Annotated in this window: 16 protein-coding genes and 1 tRNA gene; 6 read left to right on the top strand and 11 right to left on the bottom strand. The window is 38.0% G+C overall.

The features are described from left to right. Positions 1 to 535: 535 nt before the first annotated feature. Positions 536 to 1969, bottom strand: a complete 1434-nt coding sequence (locus FXW07_RS11660) for a carbon starvation protein A (RefSeq protein WP_229395585.1) — start codon at positions 1967 to 1969, stop codon at positions 536 to 538. A 205-nt stretch (positions 1970 to 2174) separates the two neighbouring features. On the opposite strand from FXW07_RS11660, the gene FXW07_RS11665 reads away from it, so the two are divergent. Continuing rightward, complete coding sequence (locus FXW07_RS11665; protein ID WP_229395586.1) at positions 2175 to 2453, top strand: hypothetical protein; 279 nt, start codon at positions 2175 to 2177, stop codon at positions 2451 to 2453. A gap of 44 nt (positions 2454 to 2497) precedes the next feature. Here FXW07_RS11665 and FXW07_RS11670 read toward each other — a convergent pair. Further along, a tRNA-Val gene (locus FXW07_RS11670) sits at positions 2498 to 2571 on the bottom strand. A 1225-nt stretch (positions 2572 to 3796) separates the two neighbouring features. Then, positions 3797 to 5845, bottom strand: coding sequence for a replication factor C large subunit (locus FXW07_RS11675; RefSeq protein WP_229395587.1), 2049 nt, complete (start codon positions 5843 to 5845; stop codon positions 3797 to 3799). A 485-nt stretch (positions 5846 to 6330) separates the two neighbouring features. On the opposite strand from FXW07_RS11675, the gene mtxX reads away from it, so the two are divergent. The 3 genes from mtxX to mtrH all read left to right on the top strand — a co-directional run bounded on the left by mtxX (position 6331) and on the right by mtrH (position 8812). Then, on the top strand, positions 6331 to 7182 hold the full coding sequence (gene mtxX, locus FXW07_RS11680) for a methanogenesis marker protein Mmp4/MtxX (RefSeq protein WP_229395588.1): 852 nt from the start codon (positions 6331 to 6333) through the stop codon (positions 7180 to 7182). 4 nt (positions 7183 to 7186) lie between these two features. Then, the gene (locus FXW07_RS11685) at positions 7187 to 7780 is read left to right on the top strand and encodes a tetrahydromethanopterin S-methyltransferase subunit A (protein WP_255679046.1); all 594 of its coding nucleotides are present in this window, start codon (positions 7187 to 7189) and stop codon (positions 7778 to 7780) included. 99 nt (positions 7781 to 7879) lie between these two features. Beyond that, positions 7880 to 8812, top strand: coding sequence for a tetrahydromethanopterin S-methyltransferase subunit H (gene mtrH / locus FXW07_RS11690; protein WP_229395589.1), 933 nt, complete (start codon positions 7880 to 7882; stop codon positions 8810 to 8812). A gap of 419 nt (positions 8813 to 9231) precedes the next feature. Here mtrH and FXW07_RS11695 read toward each other — a convergent pair whose 3' ends face one another. Together FXW07_RS11695 and FXW07_RS11700 are read right to left on the bottom strand one after the other, a co-directional pair. Next, positions 9232 to 9702 (bottom strand): flavodoxin domain-containing protein, encoded by a 471-nt coding sequence (locus FXW07_RS11695; protein ID WP_229395590.1) that lies wholly within the window; start codon positions 9700 to 9702, stop codon positions 9232 to 9234. 202 nt (positions 9703 to 9904) lie between these two features. After that, a complete protein-coding gene (locus FXW07_RS11700) occupies positions 9905 to 11710 on the bottom strand; it encodes a PAS domain-containing protein (protein WP_229395591.1) in 1806 nt (601 codons plus the stop codon). Positions 11711 to 12380: 670 nt separating this feature from the next. Between FXW07_RS11700 and FXW07_RS11705 the strand changes: the two genes are divergently transcribed. After that, complete coding sequence (locus FXW07_RS11705; RefSeq protein ID WP_229395592.1) at positions 12381 to 12572, top strand: hypothetical protein; 192 nt, start codon at positions 12381 to 12383, stop codon at positions 12570 to 12572. A 776-nt stretch (positions 12573 to 13348) separates the two neighbouring features. Here FXW07_RS11705 and FXW07_RS11710 read toward each other — a convergent pair. Then, positions 13349 to 14503 (bottom strand): hypothetical protein, encoded by a 1155-nt coding sequence (locus FXW07_RS11710; RefSeq protein WP_229395593.1) that lies wholly within the window; start codon positions 14501 to 14503, stop codon positions 13349 to 13351. A 761-nt stretch (positions 14504 to 15264) separates the two neighbouring features. Here FXW07_RS11710 and FXW07_RS11715 point away from each other — a divergent pair. Further along, positions 15265 to 16743, top strand: coding sequence for a flippase (locus FXW07_RS11715; protein ID WP_229395594.1), 1479 nt, complete (start codon positions 15265 to 15267; stop codon positions 16741 to 16743). A gap of 410 nt (positions 16744 to 17153) precedes the next feature. On the opposite strand, the gene FXW07_RS11720 is transcribed toward FXW07_RS11715, so the two are convergent. The 5 genes from FXW07_RS11720 to FXW07_RS11740 all read right to left on the bottom strand — a co-directional run bounded on the left by FXW07_RS11720 (position 17154) and on the right by FXW07_RS11740 (position 22898). After that, complete coding sequence (locus tag FXW07_RS11720; protein WP_229395595.1) at positions 17154 to 18320, bottom strand: acylneuraminate cytidylyltransferase; 1167 nt, start codon at positions 18318 to 18320, stop codon at positions 17154 to 17156. A gap of 1 nt (position 18321) precedes the next feature. Next, on the bottom strand, positions 18322 to 19257 hold the full coding sequence (locus FXW07_RS11725) for an N-acetylneuraminate synthase family protein (protein WP_229395596.1): 936 nt from the start codon (positions 19255 to 19257) through the stop codon (positions 18322 to 18324). A gap of 26 nt (positions 19258 to 19283) precedes the next feature. Further along, a complete protein-coding gene (locus tag FXW07_RS11730; protein ID WP_229395597.1) occupies positions 19284 to 20237 on the bottom strand; it encodes a GDP-L-fucose synthase in 954 nt (317 codons plus the stop codon). A gap of 16 nt (positions 20238 to 20253) precedes the next feature. Then, the gene (gene gmd, locus FXW07_RS11735) at positions 20254 to 21309 is read right to left on the bottom strand and encodes a GDP-mannose 4,6-dehydratase (protein ID WP_229395598.1); all 1056 of its coding nucleotides are present in this window, start codon (positions 21307 to 21309) and stop codon (positions 20254 to 20256) included. Positions 21310 to 21521: 212 nt separating this feature from the next. Beyond that, a complete protein-coding gene (locus tag FXW07_RS11740) occupies positions 21522 to 22898 on the bottom strand; it encodes a mannose-1-phosphate guanylyltransferase/mannose-6-phosphate isomerase (protein ID WP_229395599.1) in 1377 nt (458 codons plus the stop codon). Positions 22899 to 23559 lie beyond the last annotated feature (661 nt).

A 23559-nucleotide genomic window follows, 5' to 3' on the forward strand; every position in this document is an offset into this window, starting at 1 on the left:
GAAAAAAATGAGTGGTTGGAAACTGCTACTCTTCAACTGTATGTTGCAGTGTTTTCGGAACGTGAAGAGAGGTTCATTTAAATCTAAAAATTCCTCCCAAAAGGAAAAGATCACTTTGGGCAAAAAGGCCTTGCAAAAGACCCCTTTTAAACTCCTTTTAAACTCCTTTTGAATCTGCGAAATTCACGAACTTTCTATTTCATTTTGATTTTACAACCGTATTAGGGAAAGATTCCAGTAGTCCGTCGGCTGGAAAAATATATTAAAACTGAACTAACCATGAGGAAAAGTTCACTTTCTATAAGAAAAATCCTTCCCCAAAAGGAAAAGATCACTTTTATCAAAAAGGTCCTGCGACGGGCTCCTTTTAAACTTCGTTTGAATCCGTAAAATTCACGGTTTTTTGATTTCACTTTTCCTAACAACCGTATTTGGGGAAGATTAAGCAGACCGCTAGCAGGAAAAATATATTTTGTAAAGTATTAGGGATAAGATTTTCATTTTATACATGGCGGTCAATTATCCTTATATTTTTTTACTCACTGTGCAAAACTAATGGCAGAGATCTTTTTCTTAAAAAGGTGGCAAATAGACCGAAAGCGGCAGCTGCACAGATTACTCCTGCAGGATAAGTGATACTGCTAGGTAAGCCGAACCCCTCAGGAGCCTGTAAGATATACGTTGTCACCACTGCTGTCATAAATGTGGCCGGAATAGTGGTGATCCAGTGAAATTTGTCGTTATTAGACAGATATACCGCAGATGTCCAGAGGACTATAGTAGCCAGTGCCTGATTCGAGAAAGCGAAGTAGCGCCAGACTATAGTAAAGTCGATCATTGTCAGACTGACTCCTATAGCAAATAGTGGAATAGCTATTATCAACCTGTTCTTTATAGGTTTCTGATCCAGGCTCATGGCATCGGCTATGGTCAGACGTGCACTTCTGAACGCTGTATCTCCAGATGTAACTGGGCATGCAATAACGCCCAGGATAGCAAGAATTCCTCCTGCAGGCCCTAGCAAACCCAGTGATACATTTTTTACCACCAGGGCAGCACCTCCTGCATCGACAACTTCACTCAGGCCGGCTATTCCTTCTGGGAAAAAAGACATTGCAGCAGCAGCCCAGATGAGAGCGATAACTCCTTCTGCTATCATGGCTCCGTAAAAAACACGTCTGCCATATTTTTCATTAGGCAGACATCTGGCCATTATCGGGGACTGGGTTGAATGGAACCCACTAACAGCTCCACAGGCTATGGTTATGAAAAGCATAGGCCACAGAGGAAGGCCGTCAGGATGAGAACTTTTTAAAGTTATCTCTGGTATATCATATCCTTTGATGAGAAGCGTGGAACAAATACCCAATGCCATTATCAATAGGACTGCTCCGAATAAGGGGTAGATACGGCTTATGATCTTGTCAATCGGAAGAACAGTAGCCAGGAAGTAATAGAGAAGGATAATAGCTAGCCAGAAGTTTGGTTTTGCCAGTAGCCCTGTAAACCCCAGACTTGCCAGAAGTCCAGCAGGTCCGGACATAAATACCGTCCCTATAAGTATGAGTAATATGACGGAGAACGCAATCATGACAATCCTTGCCTGTTTGCCTAAATATATCCCCACAATCTCTGCAATGCTCTTTCCCTCGTGACGGATGCTTAGCATTCCGGAAAAGTAATCATGCACCCCTCCTGCAAAAATGCTGCCCAGGACAATCCACAGGAAAGCAGCCGGACCGTATAAGGCTCCTAAAATAGCGCCATATATAGGGCCCAGGCCAGCAATGTTGAGGAACTGGATGAGAAATATCCTGGGCCAGTTGAGAGGGACAAAATCAACACCGTCTTCCTGGGTGTATGCAGGTGTCCTTCGTGAAGGATCAGCTCCGAATACTTTTTCGGCAAACGCACCATATAATAAATAACCCAGTATCAGAAAGATCAGAGAAAGTAGGAAACTTATCATATTATTTAGCGATGAAATTTTTGTTATTTGTTGGTTTCTATTTAGCAATGAAATTTTTAATATTTGCTGACTTCCCTCAAATGTACTCAAAACCCGTTTGTTGTCAATAAGTTTGGGAGTAAAACAATAGTACCAGTTACTATCGGTTATAGTTTTACGTGACGTATTCTGTGAATTATTTACCTGGCCATTTTGGTTGTATCAATTGACTCCAGTGACCAAACTAAAGGTGATGAATATATTACAATTATATCTGGGGATAATTAAAGTTCACAAAACTCAGACCAAAACCAGAGAAATAATCTATTCCATGGGACTTCCACAATCAGGAGTAAGCATTACAGGAGAAACTGTTCATATTTTCAAAACAGAATATAAAGGTAAACTTTTGGATGTAATTTCTCTTGAAAAAGAGCTTAAATGTGAACTTAAAGTACACAAAGATGCAAAAGCTAAACTAGAAACAAAAGTTGGAATATTATAAAATAAGAATTTATAACACCTATTAAAAAAATGTAGTAAATAATGTGGGCCCGCTGAGATTCGAACTCAGGATCCCCGCCGTGTAAAGGCGATGTCATGACCGACTAGACCACGAGCCCATTTTGCCTGTATTTTCAGAATCGCTCTAAGAGCAAGACCAAAATGTCACTAGTTATATATATCTCTTTTGTTAGGAGAGAAAAACAGGACCTATCTGAAAGTTAGTTATCCCATTAAATAAAATCCATCTTCACTAAATAATATTATAATTATGCCAAATTATACTGGCATTACTTTATAAATTAAGACATCATACAAAACAAGGTAATGCTATTACATATAATTATTTTTTTCGTAAAAGATGAATTGTGACTCACTTATATACCACATTTTCACTATATGTCCTAAAATATATAATAAAAAATGCTCATTTAATATTTTATTTCTATAGTTTAATATTTATCTACACAAATAAAAGAAAATTAATGAATACTTTGTGTTATAAAACCCAAATTATTCTATTTATACCCCATACTGAAAGAATTCAGAATGGATAAAAAAGCTAAGCAAAATATATTTATATGAGATTAGCATGAAATAACTTGTGAGCGGGTCTCTATTTTATATGATAACCCCAACACCCAACACCCCAATTCATACTCCCAACCCGCTCATCTTATTCTCACAAAAATAGAAATATATATTTAGGGAAACAATTCAAAGACTCAAAGTCACGAATTTATATAATAAAACTGGGCACTAAATCGTAATTTCTGGCTATATCTTTTGCACCCGAGACTCATTTAGAAGCAAACTTAGTTATTAAATGATTAAAAAAAGGGAATTTGGATAGGTTCAGTACTTAACTCTACCTGATAGTCATTTATAGACTTTTAATCCTGAAAGTAGAGTTTCTAGCTAAAATAAAAAACCGTAAACTATAAACTAGTAATTATAAATCATTAACTATATAAATGAAAAGCTATTTATAAGATGAATAAGTATTCATCTCGAGTGAGCGGGTCTCTTTTCCATAGTATAACCCCAAAACAATATCCCCCAACTATTTCCCCCAACTATTCCCCAAACTCTCCAGCCCGCTCACAGATTTTACTTAATTTATATTGACTGTGTTCAGCAGTTAAGAAATTTTTCAGCCAATTTATACTAACTCGCCCAGTTTTGCATCTAAACTTTCTTCGCATTTATTCACATTATCTGGAAAATTGATATGCTACATATTAGCAGTAGTCAGAAAGACCAATCAGAAAAATCAATTCGTCTCTTACTTAACAAAAGGTAAGAAAACTAAAGGAAATTAACAAAATAAAAAAGGTCAGAAAATTAGAAGTCGAAAAGCGTTTTTTGTGTTTTCGACTCGACTTTTTTAGGAGTTTCGCTGGCTGTGATCTCAGTTTTTTCAGACTTATCTGAAACTTTTTTGATAATGGGCTCGCGGTTTATAGATTTCCTGACTCTGGATAATTCGAGAGAACTGCTGTTTTCTGTCGGTTCGGAGTCAGAAAAGGCTTCCTTCTCAAAGGTCTCGGGCAGGGATGAAGAATTCTTAGCCTTAAGATCATCGTGTTCAGGTAAACTGAATGTAAGGCTATCAGATTTGAGCCCAATCTCATCAATCCCTGCCTGATCCTGCTCCGGCATAAGAGTATCGGAAGTAAAATTATCAGGTTTTAAGTTATCCGATTTTAGGTTATCCGATTTTAGGTTATCCGATTTTAGGTTATCCGATTTTAGGTTATCAGGTTTTAGGTTATCTGATGTTAGGTTATCTAATGTTAGGTTTTCCGATTTTAGGTTATCTGATGTTAGGTTATCAGGTTTTAGGTTATCAGGTTTGAAGGTATCAGAAGCATCATTTCCCGAGTTCGTAGTTTCTGGAGAAATCTCAGATAAGACAACAAAACCAAAGTTAAGAGTCTTCTGCCCACCCTGGGAAGTCCTGGAGTCAGGAACTTCAAGCCCCTCAGAATGTTTTTCATCTTTTTCTTTAGAGGTTTTAACCGAGAAACCAGCAGGGTCTTCTTTATTATTGCCTGAGGGAGCAGGAGCCCTGAAAAACTCCGTTCCATCAGCTTCTTCTTTTCCTTCAAGGAGAAGTTCCTGCGCCCTGTCATAGATTTTCTGCAGCTTTTTACTGGCTTTTGTGCTCCCCGAGAGATATATCAATTCCTCAAGTTCAAGCTCGAGGCCTGCAGTAATTTCAACCGCGGATTCTTCATTCTTTAACATCTGAGAGTAAAGATCCAGAAGGTTATTTCTTGAATAGCGCATGGACTCGAAGTTGTGTTCTCCAACTTTAGAAGCTATATTATCCCTGAGGTCTCGTTTCGAACGTATCTGCCCCATTTTCTTCCAGAGAGACGGAGGCTGGTACTTAATAAATCCGGGGTAGGGCCTTGTCTTTGAGACCGCAGTTCCGCAGACCATCAACATGCTCGCATACCTCCACATCCTATAGTTCTGGCGTTTTTTTACGCGCCCAAGATAGAGATCAGCTCTGGAGAGATAACCAAAGCCAGTTTTTATATCCTCAAGATTTCCATCTTTAGAGGCGTACTGGATAGGCAGGTTTTCATCTATCCAGTGTACAAGGTCTTCAGGGCTTTCATCAAGCCCGCGAGCTACTTCCAGAGCCTTTTTACAGTCCGTGCTCTTAAATATTCTCTGCATCGCCTTGAAGATGTTTTCCTTGACGTCTCTGCCTGAAGTGCTGATGTCCTCAACTTCCAGAGTTTTTCTCCCGGTAGCCACAGCCTGAAGGTCGTTAATTGCACTTCTTAGATCGCCTCCCGCCCCTTCAGCGATTTGCTGGACTGCATCCATACTGCATGAAATTTCCTCGCTCTCGCATACCTTCTTCAAAGCAGGAACCATGGAGCGGCTCTGCACTGAGCCGAACTTTATTTCCAGACAAAGATTCCGGATAGTGGGAGTTAACCCATAAACATCGTTTGCAATCAACACTATGGGTTGAAGCGTACTCTTTATAATTCCTGCAATAGCCCGCATTCCGCCCCTATCTGCAGTCCCGTGAATATTATCCGCTTCATCCAGGATAATCAGGCGTTTTCCTCCAAAGAGGGTATTCATTGAAGCTGCCGATCCAGCAACCTTTTCAATAACACCTGCAGTTCTCTGGTCACTTGCATTGAGTTCAATTACTTCCCAATCCAGATCACGGGCAAGAGCGTGGGCAGTAGAAGTCTTCCCTACTCCTGCAGGCCCATGAAGGATCACTGCCCTTCTCTCTGGAATGCCTGAAAGCCATTTCTCAGCCCAGGTCCGCAAATCCTGTACCGCCTTCCTGTTCCCTACAATCTCCTTCAGGGTCCGTGGGCGGTATTTCTCAGCCCATTCAATTGCCAACGTCATCTTAAACCATACCAATAAAAAAAGAACTCATTCTTAACTCTATACATTTTAATTTCTTCATTATGTAATAATCTTTATCCCTACAATCCTCTGATACCGATTTTTAAATAACAATGATAAATTTACACTTTGATATGTATTAAAGTCTTTTTGCTCCCATAAAAACAATACCTTCAATTGCCAGAACAAATTTAAAAAGAAAACCTGTTATTCATACCTCCTTTCGTCCCGGCTACTGATACCTTCCGTAATTTTAGCTCACTAACATATTATAAACCACGAGTACGAAAAAACTCAATTTGACTATACCCTTGGGTGAGTTGAAAATCAGTTTCTCTAGCCCATAATTCAGCCCTCTTGAGCGAACGAAGTGAGCGAAAAGGGCACCGTCCTCCCGAGACGGGACTCGGGGGACAAAATTAATTAATGATCGTGTTTGTACTTCTTTGAACTACTTAAAATCTTACACAGCAGTCAGGATGGATATGGAAAAGAATAGCATGGATGCCCTCCTTGAGGCTATCGAAATGAGGGCCAGGGCTAACAGGGCCAGAGTAGCTATGGGAATAAGGGATCCAAATCCCAAAATGCTAGAGAGTGCCTGGAAAGCCCAGGAACTGGGATATGCACAGGTCGTCCTGGTGGGAATTAAGAAGGAAATTGATAAGATCGGCACAGAACTCGAGGTAGTGGACACAGACGAGCCCGAGAAGACTCTTGCAGAACTTATGATTTCAAGAAAAGTCGATGCAGCAATAAGAGGCACTGCAAAGGCATCGGGAGCTCTGGCTAACCTCAAAGAAGCTCTAGGAAAGAAAAGAATCTGCCGGCTTGCTCTGCTCCTCACGGTTGACGGGACACCTTTCTTTCTCGCCCCTGTAGGGATCGATGAGGGGAACACCATTTCAGACAAACTCAGGATGATAACGCTAGGTGCCGAACACATAAGGAGATTCGGGATAGAGCCTAAGGTTGGTGTGCTGTCGGGGGGCAGAATTGGAGACATAGGAAGAAATAAACGTGTGGACAGGACTCTTGCAGACGGAGAATTCGTGACAAGGCGGGCTGTTGAACTCGGGATCAATGCTAAGCATTACACAATTCTTATTGAAGATGCCATAAAAGAATCGAACTTTATTGTTGCCCCTGATGGAATTTCGGGAAACCTCATTTTCAGGACAATTGCTTTCCTGGGTGGAGGTGACGGGCTTGGAGCGCCTGTGCTTATGGACGATTATGTTTTTGTAGATACATCAAGGGTAGGTGGACATTTTACGAAAGCCATAATGCTTGCAAGTGCACTGTCTCACCTTAATAAGGAAAGACAAAAAAGGTGATTTGTTGAAAAACATTGCAGAGACATGGCCGATAGTAAAAGGTGACTACACGGTAGGAAATCCGATATCCCGGATTGCAGTGGTAACTCTTGCGAGCCAGATAAATCCCTCACCTGAAGCGGCCCTATGGGGGAGCTCAAAAACCGAAAATCTGGGAGTCGAAAAAATAATCGTAAATACTATCTCAAATTCCAATATAAGGTACATCCTTATCTGCGGGACGGAATCCAGGGGGCACCTGGCAGGCCATTCCCTGCTCGCAATCCATGCAAATGGGATTGACGAAAAGGGACGAATTATTGGTTCTGAGGGGGCCATCCCTTTCATAGAAAACATATCTAAAGAAGCAGTCAAACGCTTTCAGCAACAGGTAGTGCTTCTTGACAGGATAGGACTGACAAACCTCGAGGAAATAATGAAAATTGTGAGAAAATATAAGGATCGGGGGGAAGTTTATCCAGAGGAACCTCTTGTAGCTATTTCCCAGAAGAAAAGACAATCTACTTTCACGATTCCTCATTCAGGTGATATAATAGTCTCCGAAGAGTTTGTTATGGACTCAACTTCAGGAGTTGTTCGTCCTACAGAGGATTTTTAATTTTCAATTAAGAGATCTACTTCGAGTGTACATTATTCGAGTGCAAATTACCATATTTTGAAACAAAATACTAGCCTGTAGATTGTGAGGGTGTAAAAAATGTTTAAGTTTCAGAAAGAACAGGAAATCGTTAACATCGCAGGAGTGAAGATAGGTGGACAGCCAGGAGAGCTTCCTACCGTGCTTGCAGGTACTATCTTTTATGATAAGCATGATATCGTAAAAGACGTTGCAAGAGGCCTGTTTGACCGGGATGCTGCCGAAAAACTGATAAATCTGCAGGAATCGAGTGCGGAAGAAACAGGAAACCCGCATATAATCCACATTTTCGGTACTACCCCTGAAAGCATTACCCGTTACATTGATTTTGTGGCCGAAATATCAGAAGCTCCTTTTCTTATCGACTCCCCAGAAGGAACCGTGCGTTCCCATGCTGCAAAATATGTTAGCGAGATCGGGCTTGCAGACAAAGCAATCTATAACTCTATAAACATGAGCGTAAATGCATCTGAAATTGAAGCTCTTGCTCTATCTGATATTGACAGCTCGATAATCCTTGGCTTCAATGCAACAGACTCATCTCTGAAGGGCAGGATGGAAATGCTGGAAAATGGAGCAGGCCTTCTGGAAGAGGGATTACTTTCAATTGCAGACAGATGCGGGATAATTAACAAGCTTATAGACCCGAGCATCACTCCTATGGGAAATGGGGCAGGTGTAGCCCTGAAGATGACGATCACCGCAAAAGCAAAATGGGGGCACCCAACAGGCTCGGGAATCCACAATGCACCCTCGGCCTGGAACTGGCTGAATAAGAAGAAAGAGAAAGACCCTATTCTCTACAAAATCTGTGATGTAGGTTCAACCTGCTTGCAGCAAGCAGCAGCCGGAGATTTCATCCTCTATGGGCCCATCGAGTATGCTCCCTACATATTCCCGATGGCTGCCATGAGCGATATAATGATTTCTGAAGCCGTAGCTGACCTCGACACAGAGCCTGCTTCCCGGCATCCTATAAACCTGCTTGTATAATTCCCACGTTTCGCAAGCCTTTTTAAAAAACTGCTCGCCTGCAAGCCTTTTCAAAAAACTGCTTGCCCGCAAGCCTTTTTAAAAAAGGCTTGAGCGAAAACCTCAAGAAACATTTGAGTTTGAGACTCTTGTCCCCGGACCCTATTCGGCGTGATCAACCGGCGCAACGGTTGGTTCAAGACAATGAATTATGGGCTAGATAAACTGATATCAACTCGCTCCGAGACTGATTTTCCCAAGTTTCGAAAGCGAGGTAAGTTAATACCACTGAAGATGCTAAAAAACAGGAGCGTAGTCTTTGGGTGCTTCCCGCATCTTCGGTGGTTTCTACAGTTTAAGTTGGTTTTCCGTCCAGTTTTTTCGTGGTTACCGGGCTTGTAGTATTTAGATATTAAGTTCGTTTGCTTTTAAAACTGAGGTTAACTCGGTGCTCTCTGTGGTTGTGGCGTTTTGCTGCTTTTATGCTTTAGCTTTTCAGCAATGTCAACTCCAAGCCTTTTGCACTCCTGTAAGTCCTTGTCTGTGGGCTTGTGCAGTATCCTGAGTACAGGGTCTATGACAGTCATTCCCATGTCTCGCATTTTTTCGGCTATCAGTATAGGTGCTTCTCCGCTCCATCCATACGATCCGAAAGCAGCCCCTAATTTTCCTTTTGGATTTGTGGAAGCTAGAGTTTCATCCATGAATTTTTCCATGGGCTGAAGCATCCGGTAGTAAAAAGTCGAGGAACCGACTGCAATTGCATCGGCTTCGTAAAGATCCTCTAGTTTTACGTCATAAAAACTAATAGCTTTTGCATCCACATGTTTTGACTCAATTCCGCTAGCTATTGCTTCTGCCATAGCTTTTGTATTCCCCGAGGTACTGAGATAAACTACTATCGCCTTCAATCTTATCCCCCACTATGTAAGATCTTATATTAATGCAAGTAACGGACAAAAAGTGATCAGAACAGGTTTGCGTATTTCCCAAAAGCTGGAAAACAGGGCGAAACCCAAGATATTCTCACTTTTCAACCCTGCATTAATTATAAAAATTAATTTAGATAAGGATTTCGTCCAGGGTCAGGTTGACTTTACGTATGAAAAAATATTATCCAAGGTCTGCCACAATACGGAGAGGAGCTATATAGTTCACTACCTGGAGGGCTACACTCTCAAGAAAATTGCGTATGTTCTGTGGAATCCTGTCTGTAGTATGAGAAGCAAAATTAAGGCTGCCTATAATTTCTCCTCTGTGCTTCATAGGAATCACGGCGATTGCAGTAAGTTTTTCTTTCCTGATTAAATCTGCCATTCTATCTGCAAAAAAATCCATCCTGTAGACTGGCTTCTCAGTCCATATCTGCCGAGCTTCAGGAGAATCTGCCCTATATATCGAAATACTTTTCACAAATTCGGGAGAAAGTCCCCGGTGTGCAACCAGATTAATCTGGTCCAGAAGTTCGTCTTTCAAGTATATGCCTGCAGCATCTATCTCTTCTATTTTCAGGCAGGCGTCAAGTATCTGCTTAAGCATGGTCTGGAGATTCCAGGTAGTACTGAGGGATATTCCCAGCTCTCTCTGGATTTCGAGCATTTTCTCAGCTTCTTTTCTCTCAGTGACATCGACGACTATTCCCTGAAAATGAGTGACTTTGCCTTCACTGTCTCGCTGGATAAGTGTTCGGTCTTCGACCCAGCGTATACTTCCGTCTCCGGTAATAATTCTATATTCCATCTCAAAGGAATCGTATCCTTCTCTTACCGAGCGTTCCAGACTTTCAACTACTGCCTGAATATCTTCTCTATGGATTATGTTCCCATAATGTACTTTTCCGGAGAGAAAATCTTCTACTGAGTACCCAAACTGCGTTACGTTTTCAGAAATATAATCCACAGGCCAGTATTCTAAATTTACAGGCAATTTTTCTAAATTTGCAGGTAATTTTTCTATATTTTTCCTTAGAAAAGCTACTGCAGGGCTTTTATTAATTATGCTTTTCAGCATTTCCTGCGTTTTTAGTGATTTTCTCAGGGCTTTTTCAGTTTTCTTTCTATGAGTTATATCCAGCACTATTCCCTGAAAGCAGGATACTTTTCCTTCTATATCTCTCTGGATAAAGGTTCTCTCGTTTACCCACAACATATCTCCGGCTTTTGTAAAAATCCTGTACTCAGAGTTGAAGCTTACCTCCCCTTTTTGAATGCTCCTTTCCAGCTCTTCTTCTACTCTTTTCAGGTCGTCAGGGTGTATGATTTTTCCATACTGAATTTTTTGTGATAGAAAGTCATCAACTGTGTATCCAAACTGTACTACATTATCGGATACAAAAATCGCAGGCCAGTACTTTTCATTCTTCCAGAGAAAAACCACTGCAGGACTATTATTAACTGCTATAGTCAACACTTTCTGCATTTTAAGAGTTTTTTTCAGTTCTTCTTCGCTTTCTTTCCGCCTGGTGATATCGAGAACTACGCCCTGGAAGTGTGTCGCCTCTCCGCTGGTATCTCTCTGGATAAATGTCCTTTCGTTTATCCATCGGATATCCCCTGTTTTTGTTACAATCCTGTACTCAAGGCTGAACGCAGAAGCCCCACTTTTTACTTTTTTCTCAAATACTTCCTCAACCTCTTTGAGATCATCTAAGTATATTATATCTTTATATCGCATCCTGCCAGAAGTGAAATCTTCTACCGAGTATCCGAATTTCGCCACATTTTCGGAGACAAACTCCACAGGCCATTTATCTTCGTTTTTCAAGAGAAAGAGCACTACGTGACTGTTATTGATCATCATTCTCAGAGTTTCTTCTTTTTCCAGAGCTGCGTGGAGAGCTTCTCCTCTTATGTTATTTTTACTGCCTGCAATAGGGAAGTTCGCATTTAAAGCTCCATAGTCCTCTGAATCTTTATCCATCTCTACAATCACCCCTCACAAAGCATTTTTCCTTGCAAACTTAGCAATCTTTGACCTCCGACCCTCATCCATCCATATAATTATCTTCACAGGGGTTCTTTAACATCCACTTCCTGTGTTCCTGTATTCTTGCTTTCTTTATTCTCGTTTTCTGTATTTTCGCTTTTTATCTATATTTCATTTATATAATACATGCCTATATAATATCCATTTTTTGATTACAATGTTTTATTTGTTTAGCATGAAAATGCTGCCATCTGCAAGTGATTTCATTGGGTGTGCATGTTATTCAAAGAGTGCCATGTTCGTTTTCTTGTTATTATTAATGCTAAAAATGCTAAAAGCGATAACTATAAATAACCAGTTTTTTTAGCTCCCCAATACTCGGCTTTATGTATCGAATTTTGATATACTGCTTCAAGGGAAAAATATATATAATAAATGCACGGTAATAAGAATCCGTACTCCTAATTTGCAGGTATCAGTCTGCAGCTAGAGAAACTCTGGTGTTAAGCTTCCATCACTACACCACCATGAATATACTCTAAAATCTGAATGTCTATCATGAACCCCTTCATTGATCAGACGTGTAAAAGTTAAAAGATCTCAAAAAGGGACTTTTATCTGCAAGCGTGAAGCCAAAGTGGATTTCTAGAGGACTATACAGTAATTGAGTAAACCGGTAAATCTGGAGTACAATCAAGAAATATGGCAAAAACCCAAAAATGGCGAAAGTCTAAAACAACGTAAAACCTCCATTCAAGAAAAATGGCAAAAGTCTAAAAATGGCAAAAGTCTAAAACAACATAAAACCTCCATTAAAGAAAAATGGCAAAAAACCCAAAAATGGCAAAAAGTCTAAAACAACATAAAACCTCCATTAAAGATCTGCGGTAGGGTAAGAGGGAGACCCTACTTCAGTTTCTTTATGTACTACTTATATTGTGATCTGCTCTAATGGCTCATTTTTCAGAAAAAGCCTTAATTTCCAACCTCATCGTGAGGACATGGAAAACTAAATTTCCGGACCCTCAATATACCATAAAAACAATTTGTTTTACTCAGATAATACTTAATTCGGTTTTGAATAGATATCTACAGTTCTAAAATTATAACTGGTAAGAGATAGTAAATAAGTACTAAAACAGAACTTCTTTTCAAAGAATTCAATAAAAAATAGAAGAAACTGTGAACGGGTATAATTTCCTCATGGTTAGTTTTTGTAGTTTATTAGGGTGTGATCTTGTAGATGTGGTCCAGAGCATGCCCGTTCACTATGCAATTGATACAAAAACCTTCTTGGTTATATAAATATTTGGATATTATTATATTATCTTGCCTTTTTGTGAAAATACTGGAAACTTTTACGGCTCAAAAATAGACTTTTATCCAATTGTGATATCTAGTCACGCCTGTAATTGTTGCAACAAAAAAACTTCATTGTACCTCATTGGGCAGTTGCATTATTTAGTTTCGTGGCTATAAGGTAATGACACGATCGAGAGTCAAAAAAGGGTAAGGTGAAAAGTACTTTCATTTCTTTGTGTCTGTTATTCGAAGAATATCATGTGTGTTCAGGAAATGAATGTCAGTAACCCGCTCGAAACAGCAGGATGCCATAACAAAAACTGGTTAATGTTAAATGTAGTGGTTTTCATTCAAACAATCAATAAACATTTCCCAACTATTTATTTCCGGTGTTCCCGGTATTTTAACATGGTTGTTTAAATAATTATTATATGCTTCAAGATCGATTGAGCAAATGTCACTCATATCAATACTTGTTTCATCATCAATGTTGATGGGTATTTTGTTAAAGCATTTGGCCATATTCATTATTATATTATTATGGTCAGTTTTGATGATTTCATCTGTGGTCATAAATATAACAGGCTTTTTATATAATGCAACAAAATTAAGAGCTGTACTCGAATGAGCAACAACAAGTCTGGATTTCCTAACCAGCTCTAAGGTATTATTGTAAATAACTTTTCTGTCCCCAAACAAATTTTTCCGAGAGGATCTTGGGTGAGCGGCTATGACTACCTGCAACATTGTTTTTTGTTCAAGTTTATCAAAAAACCTAGATATACTTGTATAATAGTTCATTGGCGTCACAGGAGGCTTTGATTTCATCACTTGAAAATCAGGGTGATATGGAAGATATTCATCTAAAAAAACAATTATATTTTCAGGAGATACTTTTTTGTCCAGATTTGCTAAATATTTATCATAGTCTGAATGATGAGTGTAAAGTATTTTTGTGTTTTTACCAATTATAGGATCCAGTATATTAGAAAAGTAATTTGGAATTAATGCAAAATCTGCTTTTTTGATCAGAAATTGATTGAAAGTATTGGAATTGACTAATCGAATTATTAGATTTCGAAAATTTAGTCTTTTTATTCGTTCTTGTAATGACTTTTGGGGTGATTCGAAGGTTCTTGATGGATGGTACGATATATCAAAAACGATATAAGGAACATTAAATTTCTTGTATAACCTATAAAGCCAAAGAGTTTTATATGTGTAATAAACTGCACTAACTATAATTAGGTTTTTTTGATTTAAAATATTATATAGTTCTCTAATTTTGTTAATTTTTATAACTATTTTGTCATTGACCACCGGAGGGTCATATTTTAGATTTGGGGTTAATATTTTAGATATATCTATAAAAAAAACATTAAAACCATTTTTTTCAAAAGTCTCTACCCCAAACAACTCGAACTCAGTTCGCATTGGAGGATAAAAAGTAACAATTCCAATATTTTTTATTATTTTGTGTGACATAGATCGACTCAATTCCGAAACTCAATTCTAAAAGTAAGTATAACACCATTAAATAATTTGTAGTCACATTAATAGTTGTGTAATTATAATAGTTATTATGTAATAATTATAAAGGGTAGAATTTTACAAGTTATAATACATATTTTCAGCATTTCAAATCAAATTACATATAATAGGAAGCATTACTAGCTTATTTTCAAGATAAAATAGAGACTTTTTATTATCTTCTCGTCTTTTGAACTATGTTGGTCAACTGCCATCGGAATCAATGTCAAATTTTGGTGATCACATAAAATATTAAAAAGTCTCATAAAATACGTCAAACTCTAACAAATTACAGACTTTTCCGGCCCTTATTGGCATCATGAGACAACATTATATACTAAAGTTAACCTTAATAACTTTGATGGCTGTCACCATGAAGTAACATGAAGATCTTATTAACTCTTAAAATCCATAATGCCATTTCATTTGTATTCGGTTAAGGAATCTGTTAGCGTTAAAATGACTACTGCAATCATCTATACATTTCGATTTACATTTATAGGTTTACAGAAATGACAACAAAAATAACACATTTCTTATAGATCACATCTTAACTGAGATCACATCTTAACTGAATACAAATGAATTTTATTTAACATCCTATTTGGAACTATAGAAATTTGAGAAAATTTTATATCAAAATATGGTAGTCTAAACCACCTTGCCAATCCAAAAATTAGAACATATCATTTTATTTAAACCGATTAATATCAGGTTTGATCACAAAAGGATTCGAGAAAAAAATGGCTGAATATAAACTATTTTTACAGAGAATTGGGCTAATAGGTATTACTCAATTGCTAACAAGTTTTAGTGGAGTTATTTTACTTCCAATTCTTACAAAAAATCTCCCTATCGAAGAGTATGGTATCTGGGCACAGATGCTGGTTACGATAGGAATATTCCCCGGAATTGTGATGCTTGGACTGCCTTATACTATGGTTCGATTCTTAGCTGCTTTAAATAAAAAAGAGGAAATCCAGGAAATTTTTTATTCCATATTTGTCCTGGTCTTACTTACAAGTGGAATAGCCTCATTATTTTTGTATATTTCCTCAGGTGTTGTCGCTCCAAAGTTGTTTGATGACAATATAAGAGTGGTTAAATTACTGTCTATAATTGTTTTCTTTGAATGTTTAATTAATCTGTTTGTAAGTTATTTAAGAGCTCGACAGCAGATCAAAAAGTATTCTTTTATTGTATTCTTTAATGCAGCGGCTCAGATTCTTACTGTAAGTACCATGGTTCTACTTGGAAAAGGAATCATTGGTGCTTCCATTGGTCTATTGATCACGGACCTACTTACATTTGTAATTCTGGCTTTTATCATCATTCTGGATGTGGGAATTAAAATACCTAAGTTTAAGAATATTAAAGAGTACTTAAACTTTGGAATACCAACAGTTCTGGGCAATTTTTCAAACTGGATTGTAAATGCAAGTGACAGATATGTGATTGGACTTCTCATTGGGACTGCTTATGTAGGGTACTACTCGCCAGGCTATTCCCTTGGAAATTTAATAAATATATTTATAGGGCCGCTTGTTTTTTTACTTCCTTCTGTTTTATCAAAATATTATGATGAAAATAATGTATACGAAGTACAGACAGTTTTAAGTTACTCACTCAGGTACTTGATGGCTATCTCAATACCTGCAGCTTTTGGGCTTTCTTTTCTTTCAAAACCCATTTTAACGATTTTGTCAACTCCAGAAATCGCAGCTCAAGGATACCTAATAACACCTTTTGTTGCTTTAAGTACCCTATTATATGGAGCCTATGTGATAGTCGCTCAGGCAATAGCCTTAAAAAAGAAAACAGTAATCTCAGGTCGAATATGGGTTATTGCAGCCACGCTAAATCTTGTACTTAATTTTCTCATAATCCCTTATCTAGGAATTATTGGAGCTGCTATAACGACTCTATTTGCATTCCTGGTTAGTCTGGGTTTAACAATCCATTATTCCTCGAAATTCTTGAAGTTTGATACAAATTTAGCATTTATGCTAAAAAGTATCCTTGCATCAATTTTAATGTCTCTTATAATTGTCCTATATACGCCAGAGAGTCTCTTTGAAATTATGCTCACAATATGTGTATGTGTGCCGGTTTACTTTATTGCTTTATTCCTCTTGAAAGGTTTTGGAAAACAAGAATTTAAACTTTTATATGATATAATAAAAACCGACACCTGATCATGGTGAAAATCAGGCATAGTTTTGAGACCGCCTGAATGGAGTATTCACGATTATGGGAAAAGAGAATGAAATGAGCACATGAAAATGATACCTTGTGCACTTTCATGCTGTGCGAAAAGAAGTTATGCCATGAAAATTGCTTTAATGCTGCCCTTTCCATTTGGGGTAACCCTACCAGAAATGCAAAATAACTGATGCCTGATACTAACTGATGCCTGATACAGAGAGAGTTTGAAAATATTTGAGCCGTATGAAGGGAAACTTTCAAGTATGTTTCCCTGGGGAGAAAGGAGGAGTAATCCTCCCGACTACTCGAAAAACGGTTAATAAATTGAGAATCTGCACAGTTGGCTTTAGGACATCTTTTTTATCACATATATATTAGTTTAATATGTGCAAAAGTTTCTTTAAATATTCATTGTTAATATCTCGACAACTTCACGAACGACTCCTTCTCCGCCTTTCCTGGACAAAATATAATCAGATACATTTTTTACCTCATCTACGGCGTCATTCGGACAAAATGAAACTCCAGCCTTTTCCAATACGGGAATATCGTTTATATCGTCGCCAATGTAAACTATTTCTGAACATTCAAGACTGTATTTTTCTCTGAGCTCTTCAAAAATACTTAGTTTATCTACTATTCCTTGATAAACTTCATCTACCTTCAATTTATTCGCTCTGGCTTCTACAATCTTTGTTTTTTCTTTCGTAACTATTGCAGTTTTAATACCTTTTTCTCTTAATAATTGGATGCCCATTCCGTCTCTCGTATTGAATTTCTTCAACTCATCACCGTTTTCGGAGTAGTACATTCCACAATCTGTCATTACACCATCAACGTCAGTAATGAACAATTTTACATTTTTTAATTTTGATTTAAGATCTTTATTTACCTTATTTCTGGACAAAAGTAATTTTTCTATTATCTCCCAATCCGCAAGTTCGTCTATCTCATAATAGGTCTCTTCTGGCATTTTGTAATAGGCTATATTTCCTGAAATCCTGCACTTAGTTTCTTGCAATAGTTTTTTTGAAGTAATATAGAATGCACCGTTTTCTACAAGATAACCTTTAAAATCCTGCCTTCTGGGTCTATTTAGCGGATCATAATTCAAAGGTTTTACAAAATGATCGGAAGATTTATTCCATATAAAGCGCTTCTGCTCAACTACTGATAGGAGAGAGTCAGCTTCATAGCTCTCAAATGTCATTATTGCTTCTTCCAAATCTTTTGATGTTAGAAGAGGTGAAGTAGCCTGAATTAAAATTATGTTTTCAAAGTCATGGAAGTTGGCAAATTCTAGCATCACAGATTCTGTACTTGCTGTATCGGTAGCAGTTTCAGGGCTTCGGTTTACAATTACTATTTTTTCATTTTTGATATTTCTCGCTACATCAATTATTTTCTCGGAGTCAGTGGATAAGTATACTTTTTCAATTTTGCTACAATTAATTGCAGCCTCGATTGTCCAGTAAATTAATGGTTTACCGGCAATTTTTTTGATATTTTTTAGAGGTATGCTCTTGCTTCCTCCTCTTGCCGGAATTAGTGCAATGTACTTTTTCAAGTTAGAACCTCTTTAATTTCTGTCTCTGAGTGTCTTCAATATCCAGAATTTCTTTTTGTTTGTATGTTAAGGCTTTCGATACATTCTTTAAATCTCTTGTTAGTCTTCTCATTCCATCAGGTTCCAGGCTTGCAGCATGATCCGTTCCTTTCCACGTCCTATCAAGTGTAAAATGCCTTTCGAAATACTTTGCACCATAAGCAAGAGCAGCTATGTCTGCAGCAATTCCAAGGTGATGGCCTGAAAAACCAATGCTTTTTACTCTATTCTCAAATGTCTTCCTTATTCTTAATATCTCATTGAGACAAATATCCTCAAAAGGAACAGGATAACCGGAAGTGCAACTGTATATTACAAGATCTTTTGCACGACCTCTATCTTCAAAAAATTTTACAACATTTTCTTCTTCTTCGTGTGTAGTCATTCCAAAAGATAAATGGATTTCTCCATCGTATTCTTTGCAAAGGTAATCAAGCATATTAAATTTAAGATTACATGCTGAAGGGATTTTGATCAATTCAGGATTAATCGATGTAATTTCCTTCGCAGACGTCATATCCCAGACAGATGTGGAATAAACAACACCCCAATCTTCACACCATTTTTTTAGTTGCTTGTGTTGGTCCAGGTCAAATTCTAGAAATTCTCGATGTTCACCATAAGTTTTTCCGTAGGAATTATGAGGTACTGGGTGAGGTGCATTATATTCTTCGATAGTTAACAGCTCTTTAGGGGTTCTTTTCTGGAATTTAACAATGTCTACTTTACAGAATTCAGCTGCAACTTTTATCATTTCATGGGCAACTTCCATCTCACCTTTATGATTACAACCAACTTCAGCAATTACTTTTATGTCCTTCATTTTCTCCCTGCCTTTTATCTCTTGTTTGAGAGTAAGAATTAGCATGAAAATGCTGCCATCTGCAAGCACTTTCATTGGTTGTGCATATTATTCAAAGAATATCATGTTCGTTTAGGTTGTGATCTCAACAAAATATACCACTCATAAGTTTCCCGAATCCCTTCCTTCAATGAGATCTTAGCTTTCCATCCCAACTTATTCAGCCTTGAAACATCCATCAACTTTCTCGGAGTCCCATCAGGCTTTGAAGTATCATACTTAATTTTTCCTTCAAATCCCACAATTTCTCTTATCAATTCAACAAGTTCACTTATAGTAACATCTTCTCCAACCCCAATATTCACAAATTCCCCTATCTCAGAATAATCATAATTCTCCATTAAATAAACACATGCGTCCGCCATATCGTTTACATGCATAAATTCCCTGAGAGGCTTTCCTGTACCCCATACAATAACCTCAGGCTCATTATTTATCTTAGCCTCATAGAACTTTCTGATCAATGCAGGCATTACATGTGAAGTTTCAAGGTCAAAATTATCATTCGGCCCGTAAAGATTGGTCGGCATTACCGAGATGAAGTTAGTCCCATATTGCTGATTATAATGTTTGCAAAGCCTGATCCCTGCGATTTTTGCAATTGCATAGGCTTCGTTCGTTTCTTCAAGAGATCCGGTTAATAGATATTCTTCTTTTAAGGGCTGCGGAGCTAATTTAGGGTAGATACAGGAAGAGCCCAGAAAAAGTAATTTTTTTACTCCATATCTATACGAAGCATGAATAATATTTGCTTCAATCATAAGATTTTCATAAATAAATTCGGCAGGATAGGTGTTATTGGCAAGAATCCCACCCACTTTTGCAGCGGCTAGAAAAACATATTCCGGTTTTTCCCGTTCGAAAAATTCATTGACTTCCTGCTGGTTTGCCAGGTCAAGCTCTTTATGGGTGCGGAGGATAAGATTGGAATAACCTTTAGATTCAAGTCTTCTTTTAAGAGCTGAACCTACAAGACCCCTGTGACCAGCTACGTAAATTTTTGAGTTTTTATCCATAATCATCACCTTTGCTTTATTCAAAAGAGTGATTTTCCTTTGCAGCCTTTTCGTCGGCTTTTATCATAATCTTTACCAGCTCTTCCAATTTTACTTTAGGCTCCCAGCCAAGCTTTTCCTTTGCTTTTGAGGGATCTCCAATCAGTATGTCTACTTCGGTAGGTCGGTAATATCTGGGATCTATTTCTACTATAATTTTACCTGTACTGGAGTCAATTCCAACTTCTTCACTACCTTTGCCTTTCCACAAAATCTCAATGCCGACTTCCTTAAATGCCAGCTCTGTAAACTCCCGTACCGAATGAGTCTCTCCTGTAGCAATTACATAATCATCTGGTTTTTCCTGCTGGAGGATCAGCCACATTGCTTCCACGTAATCTTTTGCAAATCCCCAATCTCTTTTTGCATCAAGGTTTCCAAGGTAAAGTTTTTCCTGCAGTCCATGTTTTATTTTTGTGGCTGCCATCGTTATTTTTCTAGTAACAAACGTCTCTCCTCGAATTGGGGATTCGTGGTTGAATAAGATACCATTACATGCAAAAATCTCGTACGCTTCCCGGTAGTTGACCGTAATCCAGTACGCATACAGTTTAGCCGCTGCGTACGGGCTTCTTGGATAGAAAGGAGTTGTCTCTTTCTGGGGAATTTCCTGGACCTTCCCGTAAAGTTCACTGGTTGAAGCCTGGTAGAATTTTGTTTTTTTCTCAAGACCCAGAATTCTAATTGCCTCCAGAAGGCGCAGAGTTCCCAGCCCATCGGAATTTGCCGTATATTCTGGAGTTTCGAAGGATACCTGTACATGGCTTTGAGCAGCCAGGTTGTAAATTTCATCCGGTTGAGTTTCCTGTATTATACGGATAAGGTTGGTAGAATCCGTAAGGTCACCATAATGCATGAAAAAATTTACGTTTCTTTCATGGGGATCTCTGTAAAGATGATCGACCCTTCCGGTATTAAATGAAGAAGATCTCCGCTTTATACCATGCACAGTATATCCTTTATTAAGAAGAAATTCAGCTAAGTAAGCCCCATCCTGACCTGTAATTCCAGTAATTAGTGCAACTTTATCCATGCTATTTCCCTGATTTTAATGGTTAGTGCAAGTTTCAAGAATAAAAATATTATTAAGTGATTCAAACCGAAAGAGTTGTCACAGAATAAACTATACATAAATTTTGATTTGTACTTTGATTTTCAATATCAACGTCACCAATTAAAAACCAATTTTATAAAAAAAATCTATATAATTTATTTTGTGACATTTACTAAGGTTCTGAATACTTTTTATTTCCTCCCATAAACATCGTCAAACCTGACAATGTCCGCTTCGTCTACAAGCTCCCCCAGCTGCACTTCAATAATTTCAAGCGGAATTTTTCCCGGATTTGACAGTCTGTGTTTCTCTCCTGCGCTGATAAAAGTGCTTTCTCCAGGTCTCAGGAAAAACTGCTGTCCGCCTACTTCCACACAGGCCATACCTTTAACAACCACCCAGTGCTCGCTGCGATGGTAATGCAGCTGGAGGCTTAACTTATGGTCAGGAAGTACTGTTATATTCTTAATCTTGTGCTCCGGAGATGTTTCAAGTAAGGTATACGAGCCCCAGGGCCTGTAAACAGTTTGTCCTATGTATGCCCTTTCATCATTTCTGTCTTTAAGGGCTGAGACAATATTCTTCACCTTCTGGCTACTGGATTTAGGGCAAACTAACAGAGCATCACTGGTATCAACAATAACCATGTCTTTAATATCAATGAGCGAAACAAGCTTACCGCAACTTGAATATACGAGATTTCCATCGGAGTTCAGCATTAGAGGGTCACATTCATGGACGACGTTTCCTACAGGGTCCTTTTCAAACTCGTCATAAATTGCTGCAAAATTTCCCAGATCGCTCCATTTCTGTTCAAGTTTTACAACTGCAACTCTCTCGGATTTTTCCATAATTCCATAGTCAACGGAAATCTTGTCCACGCATGTATAAATCTCATTAATATCCTTTCCGTTTTCAAAACAGGCGAAAACAGAAGGTGCATATTTTTTAACTTCGTCAAAGAAAAGCTCCGTATCGAACAGGAACATTCCACTGTTCCATAGGCAACCTTCCTGAATATACTTCTCTGCAGTTCTCAGGTCCGGTTTTTCTCTGAATTCCGAAACCCTGTAACCTGGCTCACAGGCTTCTGAGGGTTTAATATAGCCATATCCCGTGTGAGGATAACCAGGGACAACCCCGAAAGTAACCAGATAATCCGAAGCAAGCTCTTCAGCTGAAGCAATTGTCTGCATTGCAACTCTATCAAGGACATGGTCCGATGAAAAAATCCCTACTACAGAGCGCCCATATTTTTTTTCAATTTCTTTCATTCCGAAGAAAATTGCAGGGAGAGTATTCTTGCCTTCAGGCTCGATTAATACATTCTCTGGAGGGATTGAGTGCCCTATTTCCTCAATCTGCCCGATTACGAAAAATTTTTGATCTTCGTTCGTTACAACGAAAATTTCAGAAATTTCAGAAATTTCAAGGCACCTGAGGATGGTTTCCTGAAAAAGAGAATTATTTCCAAACTTTAAAAACTGCTTGGGGTACATTTCCCGGCTGAGGGGCCAGAGCCGTGTTCCTGAACCGCCTGCAAGAATTATTGATTTTATACCTGTCATCTCCTGTAGATATTGGTTAAAATGGATGCTATCTTAATAATCTAACTGAAGGTATATAGATTGGTTTCTAGACAATAGTATACGGATACGCTGAAAACACGAGTTAGAGCAATATAATGAAAGTTGTTAAATAAGCTTTGCCCAGAAAAGAGTTGAGCCTACTTGAGTCTTGGATAACATACAGGATATTCTTTCTAAAAACAAATATGATATTCTTCGAATAACATGCACAATCAATGAAAGTGCTTGCAGATGGCACATTTTCATGCTAAATAGCTGATTGCTAATATCTACTCTTAACAAAGTGCACCTGTTGAAGCTGCCACTGTAAGCTATGAACCTTATCGCAAACATTAATGAGGCTTTGATTTTCTCGGCTGGAACATCAGCAAGTATAAAGATAAGATTCTGATCCAATCTTCCAAAGAGGCTCTTCGTTGTTTTGTATGGATATTCTCATAATATTCTCATAAAAACCAATGCGGTCTTGAATTGAAAATCATCTTAACCATAGGAAATGATGAAGAGCCAAATAATATATTAAAAATTTTTATGAAACACTATCTAATATAATACTCAAAATTTAATGTTTTTCTTCCGAATATAAGTTACATTATATTTTGAGAGATTTATTAATATAGTAACATCCTCACAATTTCAC

The organism is Methanosarcina sp. DH1 (assembly GCF_020804205.1).
In the GTDB taxonomy this organism is placed as follows: domain Archaea; phylum Halobacteriota; class Methanosarcinia; order Methanosarcinales; family Methanosarcinaceae; genus Methanosarcina; species Methanosarcina vacuolata.